The sequence below is a fragment of the Salipiger sp. PrR002 genome, from assembly GCF_010500775.1.
GTDB lineage: Bacteria > Pseudomonadota > Alphaproteobacteria > Rhodobacterales > Rhodobacteraceae > Salipiger.
In genome coordinates this window covers 229,024-245,098 of the sequence record NZ_JAAGOU010000002.1, presented here as the reverse complement: position 1 = coordinate 245,098, position 16,075 = coordinate 229,024, and the positions used below count along the sequence as shown (strand labels likewise).

22 protein-coding genes are annotated in these 16,075 nt (G+C 65.6%); 6 read left to right on the top strand and 16 right to left on the bottom strand.

The window, feature by feature from the left end; translation table 11 throughout:
• From G0A00_RS03615 to G0A00_RS03560, 12 genes are all read right to left on the bottom strand, one after another.
• A complete protein-coding gene (locus G0A00_RS03615) occupies positions 1 to 438 on the bottom strand; it encodes a hypothetical protein (protein WP_164178776.1) in 438 nt (145 codons plus the stop codon).
• Positions 435 to 917 carry an RNA pyrophosphohydrolase gene (locus tag G0A00_RS03610; RefSeq protein ID WP_164178882.1) on the bottom strand — a complete coding sequence of 161 codons (483 nt, stop codon included), beginning with the start codon at positions 915 to 917 and terminating at the stop codon, positions 435 to 437. Before G0A00_RS03610 ends, G0A00_RS03615 begins: the two co-directional genes overlap by 4 nt.
• A gap of 151 nt (positions 918 to 1,068) precedes the next feature.
• The gene (locus G0A00_RS03605; RefSeq protein ID WP_066102962.1) at positions 1,069 to 2,433 is read right to left on the bottom strand and encodes a S41 family peptidase; all 1,365 of its coding nucleotides are present in this window, start codon (positions 2,431 to 2,433) and stop codon (positions 1,069 to 1,071) included.
• A gap of 7 nt (positions 2,434 to 2,440) precedes the next feature.
• Positions 2,441 to 3,553, bottom strand: coding sequence for a murein hydrolase activator EnvC (locus tag G0A00_RS03600; protein WP_164178774.1), 1,113 nt, complete (start codon positions 3,551 to 3,553; stop codon positions 2,441 to 2,443).
• Positions 3,550 to 5,067, bottom strand: a complete 1,518-nt coding sequence (gene gpmI, locus G0A00_RS03595) for a 2,3-bisphosphoglycerate-independent phosphoglycerate mutase (protein ID WP_164178772.1) — start codon at positions 5,065 to 5,067, stop codon at positions 3,550 to 3,552. The genes G0A00_RS03600 and gpmI overlap by 4 nt, the downstream gene beginning before the upstream one ends.
• 83 nt (positions 5,068 to 5,150) lie before the next feature.
• Positions 5,151 to 6,431: a TRAP transporter large permease gene (locus G0A00_RS03590; protein ID WP_164178770.1), complete on the bottom strand. Its 1,281-nt coding sequence runs from the start codon at positions 6,429 to 6,431 to the stop codon at positions 5,151 to 5,153.
• Positions 6,431 to 6,928: a TRAP transporter small permease gene (locus G0A00_RS03585; RefSeq protein ID WP_164178768.1), complete on the bottom strand. Its 498-nt coding sequence runs from the start codon at positions 6,926 to 6,928 to the stop codon at positions 6,431 to 6,433. Before G0A00_RS03585 ends, G0A00_RS03590 begins: the two co-directional genes overlap by 1 nt.
• Positions 6,929 to 7,029: 101 nt before the next feature.
• Positions 7,030 to 8,034 (bottom strand): TRAP transporter substrate-binding protein, encoded by a 1,005-nt coding sequence (locus G0A00_RS03580; protein ID WP_164178766.1) that lies wholly within the window; start codon positions 8,032 to 8,034, stop codon positions 7,030 to 7,032.
• Positions 8,035 to 8,272: 238 nt separating this feature from the next.
• A complete protein-coding gene (locus G0A00_RS03575; RefSeq protein WP_203595261.1) occupies positions 8,273 to 8,527 on the bottom strand; it encodes a DUF6455 family protein in 255 nt (84 codons plus the stop codon).
• 3 nt (positions 8,528 to 8,530) lie between these two features.
• On the bottom strand, positions 8,531 to 8,860 hold the full coding sequence (locus G0A00_RS03570; RefSeq protein ID WP_203595260.1) for a DUF6455 family protein: 330 nt from the start codon (positions 8,858 to 8,860) through the stop codon (positions 8,531 to 8,533).
• 4 nt (positions 8,861 to 8,864) lie between these two features.
• Positions 8,865 to 9,122, bottom strand: a complete 258-nt coding sequence (locus tag G0A00_RS03565) for a DUF6455 family protein (RefSeq protein WP_164178765.1) — start codon at positions 9,120 to 9,122, stop codon at positions 8,865 to 8,867.
• Positions 9,123 to 9,213: 91 nt separating this feature from the next.
• The gene (locus G0A00_RS03560; protein WP_164178763.1) at positions 9,214 to 9,924 is read right to left on the bottom strand and encodes a M48 family metallopeptidase; all 711 of its coding nucleotides are present in this window, start codon (positions 9,922 to 9,924) and stop codon (positions 9,214 to 9,216) included.
• A gap of 242 nt (positions 9,925 to 10,166) precedes the next feature.
• Here G0A00_RS03560 and G0A00_RS03555 point away from each other — a divergent pair, with 242 nt between their 5' ends.
• The gene (locus G0A00_RS03555) at positions 10,167 to 10,412 is read left to right on the top strand and encodes a hypothetical protein (RefSeq protein WP_164178761.1); all 246 of its coding nucleotides are present in this window, start codon (positions 10,167 to 10,169) and stop codon (positions 10,410 to 10,412) included.
• On the opposite strand, the gene G0A00_RS03550 is transcribed toward G0A00_RS03555, so the two are convergent.
• On the bottom strand, positions 10,413 to 10,670 hold the full coding sequence (locus G0A00_RS03550) for a DUF167 domain-containing protein (protein ID WP_164178759.1): 258 nt from the start codon (positions 10,668 to 10,670) through the stop codon (positions 10,413 to 10,415). It lies immediately after the preceding gene.
• Between the two features lie 150 nt (positions 10,671 to 10,820).
• On the opposite strand from G0A00_RS03550, the gene G0A00_RS03545 reads away from it, so the two are divergent.
• Positions 10,821 to 11,399: a nitroreductase family protein gene (locus tag G0A00_RS03545; protein ID WP_164178757.1), complete on the top strand. Its 579-nt coding sequence runs from the start codon at positions 10,821 to 10,823 to the stop codon at positions 11,397 to 11,399.
• Positions 11,396 to 12,097, top strand: coding sequence for an EI24 domain-containing protein (locus G0A00_RS03540; protein ID WP_164178755.1), 702 nt, complete (start codon positions 11,396 to 11,398; stop codon positions 12,095 to 12,097). Before G0A00_RS03545 ends, G0A00_RS03540 begins: the two co-directional genes overlap by 4 nt.
• A gap of 24 nt (positions 12,098 to 12,121) precedes the next feature.
• On the opposite strand, the gene G0A00_RS03535 is transcribed toward G0A00_RS03540, so the two are convergent.
• Positions 12,122 to 12,415, bottom strand: a complete 294-nt coding sequence (locus G0A00_RS03535) for a DUF1467 family protein (RefSeq protein ID WP_066102995.1) — start codon at positions 12,413 to 12,415, stop codon at positions 12,122 to 12,124.
• A 9-nt stretch (positions 12,416 to 12,424) separates the two neighbouring features.
• Positions 12,425 to 12,829 (bottom strand): methylmalonyl-CoA epimerase, encoded by a 405-nt coding sequence (gene mce, locus G0A00_RS03530; protein WP_164178753.1) that lies wholly within the window; start codon positions 12,827 to 12,829, stop codon positions 12,425 to 12,427.
• A 199-nt stretch (positions 12,830 to 13,028) separates the two neighbouring features.
• Here mce and G0A00_RS03525 point away from each other — a divergent pair, with 199 nt between their 5' ends.
• The 3 genes from G0A00_RS03525 to G0A00_RS03515 all read left to right on the top strand — a co-directional run bounded on the left by G0A00_RS03525 (position 13,029) and on the right by G0A00_RS03515 (position 15,123).
• Positions 13,029 to 13,748 (top strand): response regulator, encoded by a 720-nt coding sequence (locus G0A00_RS03525; protein WP_164178751.1) that lies wholly within the window; start codon positions 13,029 to 13,031, stop codon positions 13,746 to 13,748.
• An 85-nt stretch (positions 13,749 to 13,833) separates the two neighbouring features.
• Positions 13,834 to 14,310, top strand: coding sequence for a hemerythrin domain-containing protein (locus tag G0A00_RS03520; protein ID WP_164178749.1), 477 nt, complete (start codon positions 13,834 to 13,836; stop codon positions 14,308 to 14,310).
• Between the two features lie 180 nt (positions 14,311 to 14,490).
• Positions 14,491 to 15,123 (top strand): MT-A70 family methyltransferase, encoded by a 633-nt coding sequence (locus tag G0A00_RS03515; protein WP_164178747.1) that lies wholly within the window; start codon positions 14,491 to 14,493, stop codon positions 15,121 to 15,123.
• A 215-nt stretch (positions 15,124 to 15,338) separates the two neighbouring features.
• Here the strand turns inward: G0A00_RS03515 and G0A00_RS03510 are convergent, their stop codons facing one another.
• A complete protein-coding gene (locus G0A00_RS03510; protein ID WP_066103011.1) occupies positions 15,339 to 16,070 on the bottom strand; it encodes a BglII/BstYI family type II restriction endonuclease in 732 nt (243 codons plus the stop codon).
• Positions 16,071 to 16,075 lie beyond the last annotated feature (5 nt).

Below are 16,075 nucleotides of genomic sequence, written 5' to 3'. Positions count from 1 at the left end.
TCAGTTGCAGCCCGCCTCGAGGCAGGCCCGACGCAGGGTCTCGATCTGGCGTTTGCGCGGCTCGGGCCAGAGATTGGCGCCGCAGGGATCGGTGATCAGCACATAGCGGTCACCCTCGCGCTTCAGCAGCGCCGCCAGCTTGCCGCTGGCGGCCTTGCCACACCACGGGCCGAAACACACAGAACGGAGTGTGATGCGGCTGTCGAAGGGCCGCGTGAACCCCTCCTCGCCCAAGGCCCAGCCCCAGATGCGCGCCGGAACCTCGCCGCCGTGACGCGGCACCGGGCCGGTCTCCAGCATGCCATTGACGGCCAGCCAAGACGACTCGCCCTCCGCCGCCGCGCGCACATCGCGAGCCACATCGGGCGACAGGCATTTCAGCGCCAGCGCGGGGCTGGCGGCGCAGCACATCAGCGCCAGCAGCAGCGTGCGGATCACAGCTTATCCTTGAAGGCGGCGATGACCTGCTCATAGACCGCGCGTTTGAACGGCACGATCTGCTCCAGCACTTCATCGGCGGGCAGCCAGCACCATTGCGAGAACTCGGGATGTTCGGTGGCGATATTCACCTGATCGTCGCTGCCCTGAAAGCGCAGCAGGTACCATTTCTGCTCCTGCCCCTTGTAGCGTCCCTTCCAGATGCGCGGCACGATGTCATGCGGCAGGTCATAGGCGATCCAGCCGTCGGTCTCGGCCTCGACCGTGACCAGCGAGGGGCTGACGCCGATCTCTTCTTCGAGCTCGCGCAGCGCCGCCTCGCGCGGCTCCTCGCCCTTGTCGATCCCGCCTTGCGGCATCTGCCAAGCCGGAACCTCGCTGTCGATGCGCTGGCCGACGAAGACATGCCCCGCAGCATTGGCGAGCATGACCCCGACATTGCGGCGGTAGGGCAGCGCGGCGATCTCTTCGGGGCTCATGGTCTTCATCGGCGACTCCTTGGTGTGTGGCGGCACGCTATCGCCGGACAAAGCGTTTTGAAAGGGCAGCCGAGCGCGCGCATCCCCTAAGCGGCCAAAGCAAAAGGCGCGCCCCAAAGGACGCGCCTTTCGTCTCGCCCGAGAGGGCGGCTTACTTGTCGGCGGCCTGCGCCTGCTGCATCAGCGCGGCTTCGTCGCCCAGAACGCTGAGGCCCTTGAGAATGTCGATCGCATAGGCCAGCTGGTAGTCGTCCTGACGCAACTGCGCCGCCTTCTCGGCCTTGGCACGATCTTCCTCGATCTGACGGATCTCGTCCTCGGTCAGGCTGTCGTTGTCCAGCGCGCCGCGCAGATCGGCCTCGGAGCGGCCAAAGACTGCGGGGCCGTCCTCATCGCTCTCCGGCTCGGGCGGACGCTGCTCGACGACGATGTCGGGCGAGACGCCAAGCGCTTGGATCGAGCGACCCGAGGGCGTGTAGTAGCGCGCGGTGGTCAGGCGCATCGCGCCATCGCCACGCAGCGGCATGACCGTCTGAACCGAGCCCTTGCCGAAGCTCTTGGTGCCGACGACCACAGCGCGGCGGTGGTCCTTCAGCGCGCCAGCCACGATCTCGGATGCCGAAGCCGAACCACCGTTGATCAGCACCACGATCGGCTTGCCTTCCGAGAGGTCGCCCTCGGTGGCGTTGTAGCGGTCACCGTCGGAGGCGTTGCGGCCACGGGTCGAGACGATCTCGCCCTTGTCGAGGAAGGCATCGGCCACTTTGATCGCCTGCGTCAGCAGACCACCGGGGTTGTTGCGCAGATCGACGACGATGCCGTTGACCTTATCCATGCCGCCAGCGGCCTCGACCTCTTTGGCGAGCCCCTCGGCGAGGTTGGGATAGGTCTGATCGTTGAAGGTGGTGATGCGCAGCACCACGGTGTCGCCTTCGAGGCGCGAGCGCACGGCAGTCAGGGTGATGGTGTCGCGGATGATCGAGATATCCATGGGCTCTTCTTCGCCCTCACGCACCACGGTGATGACGATCTCGGAGCCGACCGGCCCGCGCATCTTGTCCACCGCCTCGTCGAGCGACAGGCCCAGAACCGACTCGCCGTCCACATGGGTGATGAAGTCGCCCGCTTCGACGCCAGCCTCATCCGCCGGCGTGCCGTCCATCGGCGAGACGACCTTCACGAAGCCGTCTTCCTGCGTCACTTCGATGCCCAGACCGCCAAACTCGCCGCGCGTCTGCACGCGCATGTCGGCGGCATCGTCCGGCGGCAGGTAGCTGGAGTGCGGGTCGAGCGAGGTGAGCATGCCGTTGATCGCCGCCTCGATCAGCTTTTTGTCGTCCACTTCGGTCACATATTGCGCACGGATGCGCTCGAAGATGTCGCCGAAGAGGTCGAGCTGCTCGTAGACGGAGGTGTTCTTTTCGGCCTCCTGTGCAAGCAGCGGGCCGACAAATTGCGTCGTCGCCACAACGCCTGCCACGGTGCCGCCCACTGCGGCCATCAGAAACTTGTTCATCCTCAGATCATCCCTTGTCGCTGGCGAACCATTCTAGCGGGTCCACGGGGGCGTCGCCCTCTCTTACCTCTATATACAGGGTTTCCGTGCGTCCAGCGCCGGAACCTTCACGTGACAGTGACGCGCTGTCAGATGCCGCATCGCCCATCAACCCCACCGGCGCGCCCTCGGGCAGGATCTCGCCGGTTTCTGCATAGCTCTCGTCCAGCCCGGCCAGCACGAACAGCAGGTCGGGCTGCGGCTCGAGAATGGTCACCAGCCCGTAATCGAGCAGCGGGCCAGAGTAGCGGACGGTGGCGGCGGTGGGTGTGGTGACCAGCGCCTGCGGCAGCGTCGCGATCACGATGCCGGGGCGTTTGACCCCTGCCGCATCCGCCTCATTCGCGCCGCGCAGCACCTGCCCGCGCACCGGCAGTTCCAGCGCGCCCTTCTGCTCATCCACCGGCGGCAGCGAGTTCGGCGCCTCGTCCGAGGTGATCTGCGCCAGACCGGAGGCGAACCCATCGAGCGTCTCGGTGGCCGAGATCAGGATGGCGGTGCGCACCGGGTCCTCGGTGAAGCGTTTCGGCAGATCGGTTCGGTCGGCCACCGCCTGACTAAGCTCGGTGCGGGCCTGCTGCACGCCTGCCAGCCCCTCGCGCAGCGTTTGCGCCGCGTTTTCCTGCAGCGCGCGCAACTCGGCGACCTCGTTGAGATCAGAGCGCAGCGCCTTGGCCTCCTGCGCCAGTCCCGGCGTCACCGAGGCCAGAAGCATCCCCGCCCGCGCCGAACCCACCGGCCCCGCCGGATGCAGCAGCGCCTCGGCGGCGACGGTGCTGCCGAGGCTCGACAGCGCGCCGAGAAGTTGCGCGATCTCTTCGTCCTGCGCCGCAAGACGGCGGCTCAGTTCGGTCTCGCGTACGGCGGCCTCGCGCAACCCATCTCGGAGTGCGGCGAGCCCGTCCTCATAAGCGGTGACGGTCTGGGTCAGCGCCCGCACACGGTCGCGCGAGCCTTCGGCGGCATCAAGCTGCACCGAGGCTTCTTCCAGCGCCCGCGCCGCCGCCCGTGCGGCATCGCCGGGGGCCTGCGCCAGCGCAGGGCTCGCCAGAAGGCAGAGGATCAGCGCGGCGGCTCTCATTTGTCGATCAGGCTCGCCCCGGTCATCTCTTCGGGCTGCGGCAGGTTCATCAACTGCAGCAGCGTCGGGGCGACATCGGCAAGGATGCCGTCATGCACCGTCGCGCCCTCGGGCCCGCCGAAGAGGATCACCGGCACCGGGTTCGTCGTATGCGCCGTGTGCGGACCATCGGTCGCGTCGTCCCACATGGTCTCGCAATTGCCGTGGTCGGCGATGACCACCATCGCGCCGCCGACCTTCTCGAGCGCCGCGACCACCTTGCCGAGCCCCTCGTCCACCGCCTCGCAGGCCTTGATCGCCGCATCGAGATCGCCGGTATGCCCGACCATGTCGGGGTTGGCGAAATTGGTGACGATCAGGTCATAGCCTTTCTCGATCGCATCGACGAAGCGTTCGGCCACTTCGGGCTCGGACATCTCGGGCTGCAGATCGTAGGTCGCCACTTTCGGCGACTTGGGCATGAAACGGTCCTCGCCCTCCTCCGGGGTCTCCTTGCCGCCGTTGAGGAAGAAGGTGACATGCGGGTATTTCTCGGTCTCGGCGAGGCGGAACTGCTTGAGCCCCTGTTTGGCCACCCATTCGCCCAGCGTGTTGACGATCACCCGCTTGGGGAAGGCGGTGGTCATGTAGTCGTTGTGCTTGTCGGAATATTCGACCATGCCGAGCAGCGCCGAAAGCTCGGGCGTCTCACGCTCGAACCCGTCGAAGTCCGGCGCCGCGATGGCGGCGAGGATCTCACGCGCGCGGTCGGCGCGGAAGTTGAGGCAAAAGAAACCGTCGCCCGCCTTCAGCCCCTCGTAGCCGCCCACGACGGTTGCGGGGATGAACTCGTCGGTCTTGTCCTTGGCGTAGCTCTGGCTGACGGCGGTCACAGCATCGGGCGCGCTCTCGCCCTCGCCCGTGATCATCGCGTCATAGGCCGTCTCGACCCGCTCCCAGCGGTTGTCGCGGTCCATGGCGTAGTAGCGGCCGATGACCGTGCCGATGCTGGCGCCTTCGGGCAGGCTACCCGCAAGGTCCTTCATGAACCCCTCGCCCGACTTCGGTGCGACGTCGCGGCCATCGGTGATCGCATGCAGCACCACTTCGAGCCCCTGATCCACCAGCAGCTTCACCGCCGCCTTGATGTGCTCGATATGACCATGCACGCCGCCATCCGAGACCACGCCCATCAGATGCGCTCGGCCGCCCGCGTCTTTCACCTTGGAGGCGAAGTTCAAAATGGCCTCGTTCTTGAAGAAGGATCCATCCTCGATCGACAGGTCGATCTGCCCCAGATCCATCGCCACCACCCGGCCCGCGCCGATGTTGGTGTGACCGACTTCCGAGTTGCCCATCTGGCCCGACGGCAGGCCCACGTCCGGCCCGAAGGTGATCAGCGTGGCATGCGGGCAGGTTGCATAGAGCTTGTCCATGGTCGGCGTCTTGGCCAGCGCCGGGGCGTTATACACCGTCTCGTCGCGCAGCCCCCAGCCGTCGAGGATGGTCAGGACAACGGGTTTCGGAGTGGTCATGCTGCAACGCCCTCATGCTCTCAATGTCACGAGCGGTGTAGCAGCCCGGCGCGGCGATGTGGAGAGCCGCCGCGCCGAGAGGCTCAGCCGAAGATGAGTTTCGGCACGAAGAGCGAGATCTGCGGCAGGTAGGTGATCAGCAGCAGCACGATCACGTTGACCACGACGAAGGGCCAGACCCCGGCGATGATCTGCGTCACCGGTTTGCCCAGCGTCGAGGAGGCCACGAAGATGTCGAGCCCAAAGGGCGGCGTGATCATCCCCAGAGAGATGTTCAGCGTGACGATCATGCCAAAATGCACCGGGTCGATCCCCAGCGATTGCGCCACGGGAAAGAGCGGCGGCACAAGGATCAGCATGGCCGAGTTCGGGTCGATGAACATGCCCGCGATGAAGAAGCACAGGTTGGCGACCATCAGGAAAGTGATCCAGCCCGCGTCCACCGAGTCGAGCAGCGAGATGATCCCGTTCGGCACCTGCGCCAGCGTCACGAAGAAAGAGATCAGCCCGCCCATCGCCAGCAGCACGAAGATGATCGCGGTGTTGATCGCGCTGCGTTCGGTGATGGTGAAGAGGTCGCGCCAGGTCAGGCTGCGCAGGATGACCGCCTCGACCACGATGGCATAGACCACGCTGACCGCCGCCGCCTCGGTCGGGGTGATGATGCCTGAGTAGATGCCGCCCAGAATGATCACCGGCATCCCCAGCGCCCATTTCGCCTGCCAGATGGCGCAGAGCCGCTCGGACCACGGCATGCGCGGCTCGCGGCTGACGCCGCCCTTGCCCGCTTCCAGCCAGACGAAGAGCGCGAAGGCGAGGCCAAGCACGATGCCCACCGCCAGCCCGCCCGCGAAGAGCCGCGAGATCGAGGTGCCGGTCATCCAGCCATAGACGATGAGGGTGATCGAGGGCGGGATCAGCAGCGAGGTCTCGGCGCTGGCGACCAGCAGGCCGAGGCTGAACTTGTCGGAGTAGCCTGCCCGCTTCATCTCGGGGTAGACCATCCGGCCCATGGCCGCGACGGTGGCCGGGGCCGAGCCCGAGACCGCGCCAAAGGCCATGGAGCCGCCAACCACCACATGGCCGATGCCGCCGCGGGTGTGGCCGACGAGGGCCTTCACCACGTTGACCAGCTGCGCGGCGATCTGGCCCGCGCCCATCAGGTTGGCGGCAAAGATGAAGAAAGGGATGGCCAGCAGCGTGGTATGGTCGATGCCGCCGACGATCTTCTGCACGATCGCCGGGTCGGGCAGGCGCGCGTAGAACATCTCTTTGTAGGCCAGCGCGGGCACGCCCAGCACCAGCAGCATCTCGAACCCGGTCAGCAGCAGCGCGACCGCAAGGAGCAGGATCAGGATCAGCATCACTCAGCCTCCGCCTGCGCCGCGAAGCGGTCGATCACACCAAAGAGGCTCAGCCCGTAGCGCAGCGCCAGCAGCAGAAAGCCGATGACCGGCGCGAGGTAGATCAGCCCCATGGGAATGCCCAGCGTCGGCGAGGTCTGGCCGGATTTGAGCACGAACTGCACCATCTGTACGCCCAGCCACGCCACGTAGAGCGAGAACAGCAGCCCCACCGTGTCGATCAGGCGCAGCAGCCAGCGCCGCGCGGGCTCGGGCAGCTTGTCGCGCAGGTTGGTGATGCCCACATGCTTGCCCCGCTCCAGCGCGAGACCGAGCGCGAGGAACACCAGAAAGAGGTTCATCAGCCGCACCGCTTCCTCGATCCAGGCAAAGCGGCTGGCCATGGTGCCACCAAACTCGCGCATCACCACCGAGCCGAAGAACAGCGCCACCATGGTCAGGAACAGCACCACGAGGATCGTGCGCTCGACCCTTCGCAGCAGGTTGAGGAATGTCATGGGCGGTCTCCGGGTCTTTTTCGGGCGGCGGCTTGCAAAGAGGCGCCCGGAGATCCGGGCGCCTTTGAAGGTCTTGATAAATCTACGTGCGCGGCACGGGCTTATTCAGCGGTGGCTTCCTCATAGGCCGTCAGCAGCGCCTTGCCTGCGTCACCGGCCTTGGCGAGATACGCCTCCGACGCCGGACCCCAGGTCAGCTCGCGCAGTTCGGCGCGCTCTTCGGGCGAGGCCACGCGCACATTGGTGCCCGCATCCTTGATCACCTGCAGCGCCTCTTCCACGGCGGCGGCCTTATGCGCGGTCAGCTCGGGGATGACCTCGGCGAAGGCGCCCTTGATCACGTCCTGATACTCGGGCGTCAGGCTCTCCCAGAACATCGGGTTGAACAGCACCACATCTTCCATCGCGCCGTGATCCGAGATCACCACGTTCTCCTGCACTTCGTAGAACTTCATGTTCTTGATGGTGTCGAGCGGGTTCTCTTCGCCGTCGACGACGCCGGTCTGCAGCGAGGTGTAAAGCTCGCCGAAGGGCAGCGCGATGGCCGAAGCACCAAGCGCGTTGAACTGCTCGATGAGGATCGAGCTGTCCATCACGCGGAACTTCTGGTCGGCAAAATCGGCAAGGTTGTCGAGCGGCTTGTTCGAGGTGAACTGCTTCTTGCCGTTGGGCCAGAGCATCAGCGCCACCATGCCCTTGTCGGCGAAGGTATCGAGCAGCGCCTGACCGAAGGGACCGTCGCGCAGGGCCTGCGCCTCGGCGGCATCCTCGGGCAGCAGATAGGGGATATCGAGGATCGAGACCGCCGGGTTGAAACCGCCAAGGAAGGCGGCGGGGGCCACGGTGCCCTCGATGGTGCCAAGCTGCACGCCTTCGTTCATCTGGCGCTGGTTGCCCAGCTGGCCCTGCGGGAAGATCTGCAGCTCGACCGCGCCACCGGTCCGCTCTTTGACCAGCTCCGCCACCTTCTCGAGGTGCACGTGACGGCTCTGCGCCGTGCTCTCGAGATGGCCGATCTTGGCCACGAATTCCTGCGCCGAGGCGGCACCGGAAACAAGCGAAAGGGCGAGCGCGAGCGCGGCGCCGGCAAAGCGGGTCGTGACCATACGGGTGTTCTCCAGAAATTTTCGACGGCACTAGCTACCGGGCGGAGCGGGCGCAAGTCAAAGTGAACGCGCTGTGAGCGGCAGCGGCGGCGCGCAGCAGGTCGGCGGTGGGCAGTTTTTGGGCAGAGTTTTCGCGCCAAGATAAGCCGACGCATCCCCCGGCCAGAAAAAAGCGGCCCGCTTGCCAGGAAACGGGCCGCAGTCGGATGCACTCCCCTCTCAAAAAAGTGCACCTAGCTCAGTGAAGGCGCCTCAGCCGCGTCAGCGGTCCCGCGATGCGGCAGCCCGGCGGCGGCGCCTTTGCAACATTATGCTGGACGGCCAGCCACTTCTCGCATTGCTCGACCAGCGCGCAGCCGCGGCAGGCGGCCACCATAACCTCATATTCTTCGGCCCTCAGGCGTCCCTCGCGCAGCGCCGCGCTGAGGTTGACGCCCATGACCCGTGCCACGCTGCGGGTCATCCAGAAATGCCGCGCCGTGTCTCCAAGCATCGCTCACACCTCTTGGACGAGTTCACCCTGCAGCGCCGCGAATGTGCGGCTGTTCACGCAGTCCTCGGGGCAGGCCCGCGGCGCATTGCCCTCGGATCCGGCCTCCATCGGTTCGAGATGACCAAGCCAGCGGTCACAGCCCTCGGCCCAGAGGCAGCCCCGGCAGCGCCCGACCATCGCGGCCCAGTCGCTCTGCGGCAGCAGCCCATGATCCTGCGCCGCCACCAGATCAACGCCGGTGGCGCGGGCCATCCGCTGCACGCGCCAGAAATGCGCGCGCTCATCACCCAGCGGCATCGGGCGCGGACCGCGTTTCATGCAGGCAGAGATCATCGCCTTACCTCCCTGCAAGCTGCTGGAAGAGATCGGCGTTTCGGCAGTAGGAAGGCGTGGCGTCGGCCTTGCCCTTCTGTGCGGCGATCCAATGTTCGCAGGTATCGGGATGGGTGCAGCCGGTGCAGGCAAATACCGCATCCTCCAGCGCGCTGAAGCTGAGCTTGCCGCGCATCATCTGCTCTTCAAGATCGACCCCCACAGCGCTTGCCATATGGTCGACCAGCGCGGCGTGGCGTTTGAAATCCCTTGCTCCGGGCATGGCATATCTCCCCGTTGTTCGGCCCTGATGGCCGTTTCCTCGGGGTGATCCTATCAAAGGCTGCAGCTGCCGCCCTTGATGCACATCAACGTCAGACCCCGCCGCCGGACTGAACCGCCGCGACAGTGCGGCGCACGGCGTCGATTCGCGCGGAATTCGGCGGATGGGTGCCGAGGAAGCGGTTGCCGGGATCGGGCAGACGCTCGAAGAACCGCGCACCGCGGATCGGGTCAAAGCCCGCGCGCATGGTGATCACCGTGCCCAACTCGTCCGCTTCCAGCTCGTAGTTCTTGGTGAAAGTGCGCGCACCCACAGAAGCGCCGAACTCTTCGGCGCTGCGCACCGAGGCCTCGTCGGCGCCGGTCATCGCGGCGATGCCCGAAAAGATGATCGCGCCGATTGCGGCATCTTCCTGCACCCGGTCGAGATGGCCAAGAATATGATGCGACGCCTCATGCCCCATGACGAAGGCCAGTTCGTCCGCGTTCTGCGCCTCGCGGATCAGCGCGAGGTTGAACGCCAGCACCGGGCGGCCCTGACTGTCGCGGGTCTGAAAGGCGTTGGGTTCTTCGTCCGGGCGGTCGTCGACCACGATCAGGAAATCGCAGTTCGACCCTTTGTAAGAGATCGACCGACACTGCTGCTCGGCCACCGGCTCGACCCGGTCCACCACGTCGACGAATTGCTGCGCGGCGCGCGACCCGGTCCCGGCAAGCGGATCGCCGCCCCCGGGCACCGACGAGATCGGCACCGCCGTACAGGCAGAGATCAGGACAAACAGAAGGGGCAGAATTCGGCGCATGTGGCGGCTCGCTCCGGGTCTGGACATAGGGTCACGATAGGGGCCACCGGCGGGGCGCGCCAGTGCGGCCGTCAACAGATGGCAGCATTGTGCCTTAAACGTATCGCCCCAATGCCGCCGGACCCATGCAGGCTGGGCTCTGCGCCGCGCGGGGCACCGTCCGGCCCCGCCTGCGCAAGTTTCCGTGACGCGACCAAAATTCCGGATTGTCTGCCGGTGCATTACGCGTCTAGGCTGAGACCATGTTCAGTATCGAGCACGAATTCGACGCCACCGTTGTGACCCTCGTGGACGAGGGCGAACCGCATCTTCAGGAAGACGTGGTCGTCTCGAGCTTCGAGGAATGCGTCACGGTCGAGCAATATGACCCCCGCACCGACAGGGTGAATAAAATCACGCTTTCGATGACGCAGATGCGCGACCTCGCCGCCGCGATCAGCCTTCCCGAGGGCGTCTATACAAGGCAGGGCAGCGACACCGACGAGTGATCAGCCCTCGACCCGGAAGGCCTTGTCGCGCGATGTCGCGCCGCGGATCAGCGTCAGCCGGGATTTCGGCACCCCCAGCGCCTTTGACAGCAGTTTGACCACGGCGTCATTCGCCTTTCCGTTCTCCGGCACGGTGGTGACATAGATGCGGATCTGCCCGTCCTCCTCGCGGATCTCGTTGCGCGAGGCCTTTGGGGTCACGCGGACCTCCAGCACCGCCCCGGGCGCGGCGAGATGGGTGAGGTCGGGTTTGGCCATGATGGGGCTCCTCGCAGCTTTTCCGCTCTTCCTATCAAGTCATCGCGCCCGGCGCATCCCGCGCCACACCCGGGCTCGGCGCGCATCGCAACCGGTTGAAACCGCGCCGCCAAAGGCAGACATAGGAGGCGACTGAACGAGGAGACGGCGATGCCCACCCCCAATCCGCAGGCCATGGACTTCCTGCTCAGCCGGCGCTCGCGCCCGGCCAAGACCCTGACCGGCCCCACCCCCGACCGCGAGGCGCTGCTGCCGCTGCTCACCGCCGCCGCGCGCACGCCGGATCACGGCAAGCTGGAGCCGTGGCGCTTCATCGTGCTGGAGCGCGGCGCGCTCGACCGGCTGGCAGCTGCCATCGGCCCGCGCGCAGAGGCGCTCGGCGTGGACCCGGATCAAGCCGCCAAGGCACGCGCCGCCTTCGCCGACAGCCCGCTCTGCGTGGCGGTGATCGAGGTGCAAAAGGAAAGCCCGAAGATCCCGCCGCTCGAACAGACCTATTCCGCCGGTGCCGTCTGCCTCGCGCTGCTCAATGCCGCGCTGGCTTCGGGCTGGGGGGCCAACTGGCTGACCGGCTGGGCCTCGCATGACCGTGGATTCATTGAGGAAACGCTGGGGCTCGCCGCAAACGAAAGCGTCGCGGGCTTCATCCATATCGGCACCGAAACCTCAGCCCCGCCGGAGCGCCCGCGCCCCGACCTAGACGCGATCACCACGTGGATGGACGCATGATTCCGGCGTCTTTCCTCGCCGCCATAGGACAGATCGGCGACGCGCGCTTTCGCTCGGTGCTGATCAAGGGGCTCGGCCTGACGGTCGGGCTCTTCGTGCTGATCTATTTCATCTTCGTCACCGTCGTGGGCTGGCTGGTCGGCGACACCGTCACCCTGCCGTGGATTGGCGATGTGACATGGGTCGACACCGCGATCAGCTGGGGCGCGGTGCCGCTGATGCTGCTGCTGTCGGTGGTGCTGATGGTGCCGGTGGCCTCGGCCATCACTTCGTTCTTTCTCGACGACGTGGCGCAGGCGGTCGAAGACCGGCATTACCCCGCGCTCGGCCCCGCCATGGAAGTGAGCTGGGGCGAAGCGCTGCGCGACACGCTGAGCTTTCTCGGTGTAATGATCGCCGCCAACCTCGTGGCGCTGGTGCTCTACGTGCTGTTTGCGCCCTTCGCGCCCTTCATCTTCTGGGGGCTGAACGGCTTTTTGCTGGGGCGGGAATATTTCACGCTGGCCGCCATGCGCCGGGTCGGGCGCGAACAAGCCGCCGTGCTGCGCCGCCGCCATCTGCCGACGATCTGGGTCGCGGGCGTGCTGATGGCGCTGCCGCTTTCGGTACCGCTGGTGAACCTGCTGATCCCGATCCTCGGGGCGGCGACATTCACCCACATCTATCACCGGATCCACGGCGAACGGCCCGTGGGCTGAGGGCAGGTCTGGGAGGCTGGCGGCTCAGTCGCCAGCCGTCACCGGCGGCCCCATGCGGTTGAACATCCAGCTGTCGATGTCGCGCACGCTGATCATCCCGCTGAGGATGATCGAGGCGAAGATCGCCCATAGCACGGCAGAGATCCCCGTGGTGATCCATGCCTTGCGCTTGAGGTTATGCACCTCCGGGCTGCCCGCGTGGGTGCCCGGCACCACCTCGCCGACGTCGCCTTGCGTCTTCAGCCGCAGGGGAATCACGCACAGGAAGGTCATGAACCAGATGACCGCGAAGAGAACGATGCCCGATGTGATCGCCATGATGCGCCCTCAGACCTGTTCCAGCTCGACCAGCGTGCCCTGAAAATCCTTGGGGTGCAGGAAGAGCACCGGCTTGCCATGCGCGCCGATCTTCGGCTCGCCATTGCCCAGAACCCGCGCGCCCTGCTCTTTCAGGTGATCGCGCGCCGCAAGGATGTCATCCACCTCGTAGCAGACATGGTGGATGCCGCCCGAGGGATTCTTGTCGAGGAAGCCCTTAATCGGCGACTCGTCTCCCAGCGGATAGAGCAATTCGATCTTGGTGTTGGGCAGTTCGATGAACACCACGGTCACGCCGTGGTCCGGCTCATCCTGCGGCGCGCCGACCTTTGCACCCAGCGTGTCGCGGTACATCGCCGAGGCCGCCTCCAGATCGGGCACGGCAATGGCGACATGGTTGAGACGACCGATCATGACACTCTCCCTCGAATCCTCGCGTCGCCCGGTTATCGCGCGCCCGAGCCCCCTGCCGCAAGCGGGTGCGTCCATTAACCGCCCATTAGCTACGGCGCGTCAGGATGGCAAAGACCACCAGTGAGTATCTGCGTCAATGCCAGCAGCGAGTGTGACCTAGAGGGACAGTGACTATGAGCGACAACCATGAGTGCCAACCATGAGTGACAGTGACCGCCTCCCGCCACAACCTCCCCGCCCCACCGCGACCCGACCGTTGCTGGGGATGACGCTGCTGGCGGTGGAGGACAGCCGCTATGCCTGCGACGCATTGCGCCTGATGGCGCTGCGCAGCGGGGCCCGCATCCGCCGCGCCGATTGCCTGCAGGCCGCGCGCCGGCACCTGTCGCTCTACAGGCCGACCATCGCGGTGGTCGATCTTGGCCTGCCGGACGGGTCGGGCGCCGAGCTTATCAAAGACCTCGCCGAACAAAGCCCGCGCCTGCCGGTGCTGCTGGGCACCAGTGGCGATCCTTTCGCCGAACCCTTGGTCGAGGCTGCGGGCGCCGACGGGTTCCTCGACAAACCCCTGCACAGCCTGCTGCACTTTCAAAATGCCATCATCGCGGCGCTGCCGCCCGGTCGCCGACCCGGCGGCGTCAGGCTGGTGCCCGATGATCCGATCCGCCCGGATCCGCTGGCGTATCAAGACGATATCGCCCATGCGGCAAGCCTGCTCGACGGGACGCCAGCGCCGCAGCTTGCCGATTATCTGGCGCAATTCCTTGGCGGCTTGGCCCGCAGCGCGGGAGATACCACGCTCGAGACTGCCGCGGCGCATCTTGCCGAGGCCCGCTCAGAAGAGCGACCGGTGGAGAGTGCATTGGCCCATTTGGCGCAGGTGCTGCGCGAACGGCTCGACAGGCGCATGGCGATCTGAGGTTATCGCGGGGAACCCCTGCCCGTCTTTCCGCGTTGCTGGGCCGAACACCTAGTCACCCAGCCACCTGCACGCGGAGCGCCACATGACCTCGATCTACGACGCCATCACCAAGGACCATGAACACCATCGCACCCTGCTGGACCGCATCGACAAGACCGAGGGCGACAGCCCCGAGCGGCGCGAAGCTTGGGGAGAGTTCTACCGCGAGATCAAATCCCATTCCGCCGCCGAAGAGGAAGAGTTCTACTCGGCTCTGATGAAAGAGACCTGGGGTCAGGACGCCGCCCGCCACTCGGTGCATGAACACGCCGAGATGGATGAAATCCTCGAAGAGCTGAACGAGATGGACATGTCGTCCTCGGGCTGGCTCACCCGTTTCCGCACGCTCAAACACGACTACGAGCACCATATGGAAGAAGAAGAGGACGAGGTTTTCACCCGCGCCCGCAAGGTCGTCGGCGAGGAAGACAACGACGCCTACGGCAAGCGTTTCCTCACCCGCAAGGAAAAGGAGCTTGGCCTTATCGAGAAGAAAAAGGCCGACCACCTCGAAGACTGAACTCAAGCCTTTGAGGCGCCATTCGGGGGTGTGACGCTGCGGCGTCGCACCCCTTTTTCATGTACGATCTGTCTTCAAGCTGTTCCATTTTTGTTCGCAATGCCGCAGAACATGCAAATGCGCCATGCAAGCCACGAAAGCCGCGTGACAAGGGGGCGTCTGGAAGGCTATATTTCGTCAATGACTCAAAGCGCAGCGCAACATTTATCCGAATTTCTGGGGAATGATCGGTTTGGGACCGTCATGGCGGACCCGCCGTGGCGTTTCACCAATCGTACCGGAAAAGTCGCCCCCGAGCACAAGCGTCTTGCGCGTTACCCGACGATGACGCTCGAGGAAATCTGTGCGCTGCCGGTGGCCGATCACCTGCAGGACGCGGCGCAGTGCTACCTCTGGGTGCCGAACGCGCTGCTGCCCGAGGGTCTGCAGGTGCTAAGCTCTTGGGGCTTCGAGTATAAATCGAACATCGTCTGGCACAAAATCCGCAAGGATGGCGGCTCTGACGGGCGCGGCGTGGGCTTCTACTTCCGCAACGTGACCGAATTGCTGCTCTTCGGCACCCGCGGCAAGGCCGCGCAGGTCGAAACCCCAGAGCGCGCGCAGGTCAACATGATGCAGACCCGCAAGCGCGAGCATTCGCGCAAGCCAGACGAGCAATATGAGCTGATCGAAAGCTGCTCCAAAGGCCCGTATCTGGAGATGTTCGGCCGCGGTGTGCGCGACGGCTGGACGGTCTGGGGCAATCAGGCCGACGCCGACTACAAGCCGACGTGGAAAACCTATTCCTACAACTCGGGCGTCGCGGCGGAGTAACGTCGCGGCGCGACGCGAGCCGGGCGAGCGCGGGCCCGTGGGGTGGCGCTGCAACGGCTGTGGTCTGCGCTTTATGCCAGCCAAGTCCGCGCGACACCTGAACACCGTGCTGAAATGACAAAGCGCCAGCCCGTGGGGACGGGCCAGCGCTCGCCCGGCGGCCTTCGGCCTTGTTCCGGGCGGATCAGCGCTTCGATCCCAGAAAAATCCGGCCCCTAGCCCTGAAGAATCGCGTCCGGCAGACCGATCAGCACCAGCGGGCAGGGATTGCCGACGCCGCGGCGCACGCGCTCTTCGAGTTTCGACCAATGGGTGGTGGCGGTGCCGAATTTGTCGGCGACGAACTTGCGCGCAAAGGCTTCGGGGAACGTCATGCCCTTGGCCACCTGCGCCTCGACCGCGGCGCGCTGCTTGGCGGTGCGATCGCCGATGCCGAGCCGCTGCAGGTCTTCCTCCGACTGCAACCCGTTCGCTTCCAGCCAGCTTCGGATGCGCGGCAGCATGCGGTCCTGAAGCGTCGAGCCGCGCGTGACCACGATCCCCAGCGAGATCGCCGACTGCGCGTGCAGACGCTGGAAATTCTCGAGATCGCGGTCGAAGAACGGGTCCTTGTTGTTCCACTCGATCTCGAGCGCCAGCCGCCCCGCCCCGGCGCGGCGCACGTGGTCGATCTCATGCGAGATCGAATCGCGCTCCACGCCGTCGACGATGGTCTGGACAAGGAAGTTGTGCTTCTCCCAGCCGCGGGCGCTGAGCGCGCGCCGCAAGCGCTGGGTCTGCCCCGACTCGCCGCCGCCACCGGCGATTAGCTCGGAAAGTTCGATGCTGAACTCCGAAAGCGTCTCGACCAGTTCGGCGGTTTCTTCAGGGAAGTCGACGCTCAGAATCGCCGCGGCATGGTTGCGCACTTCGACATCGAAGCCGCGGGATCTGAGCGTCTCGAGCATCTGGA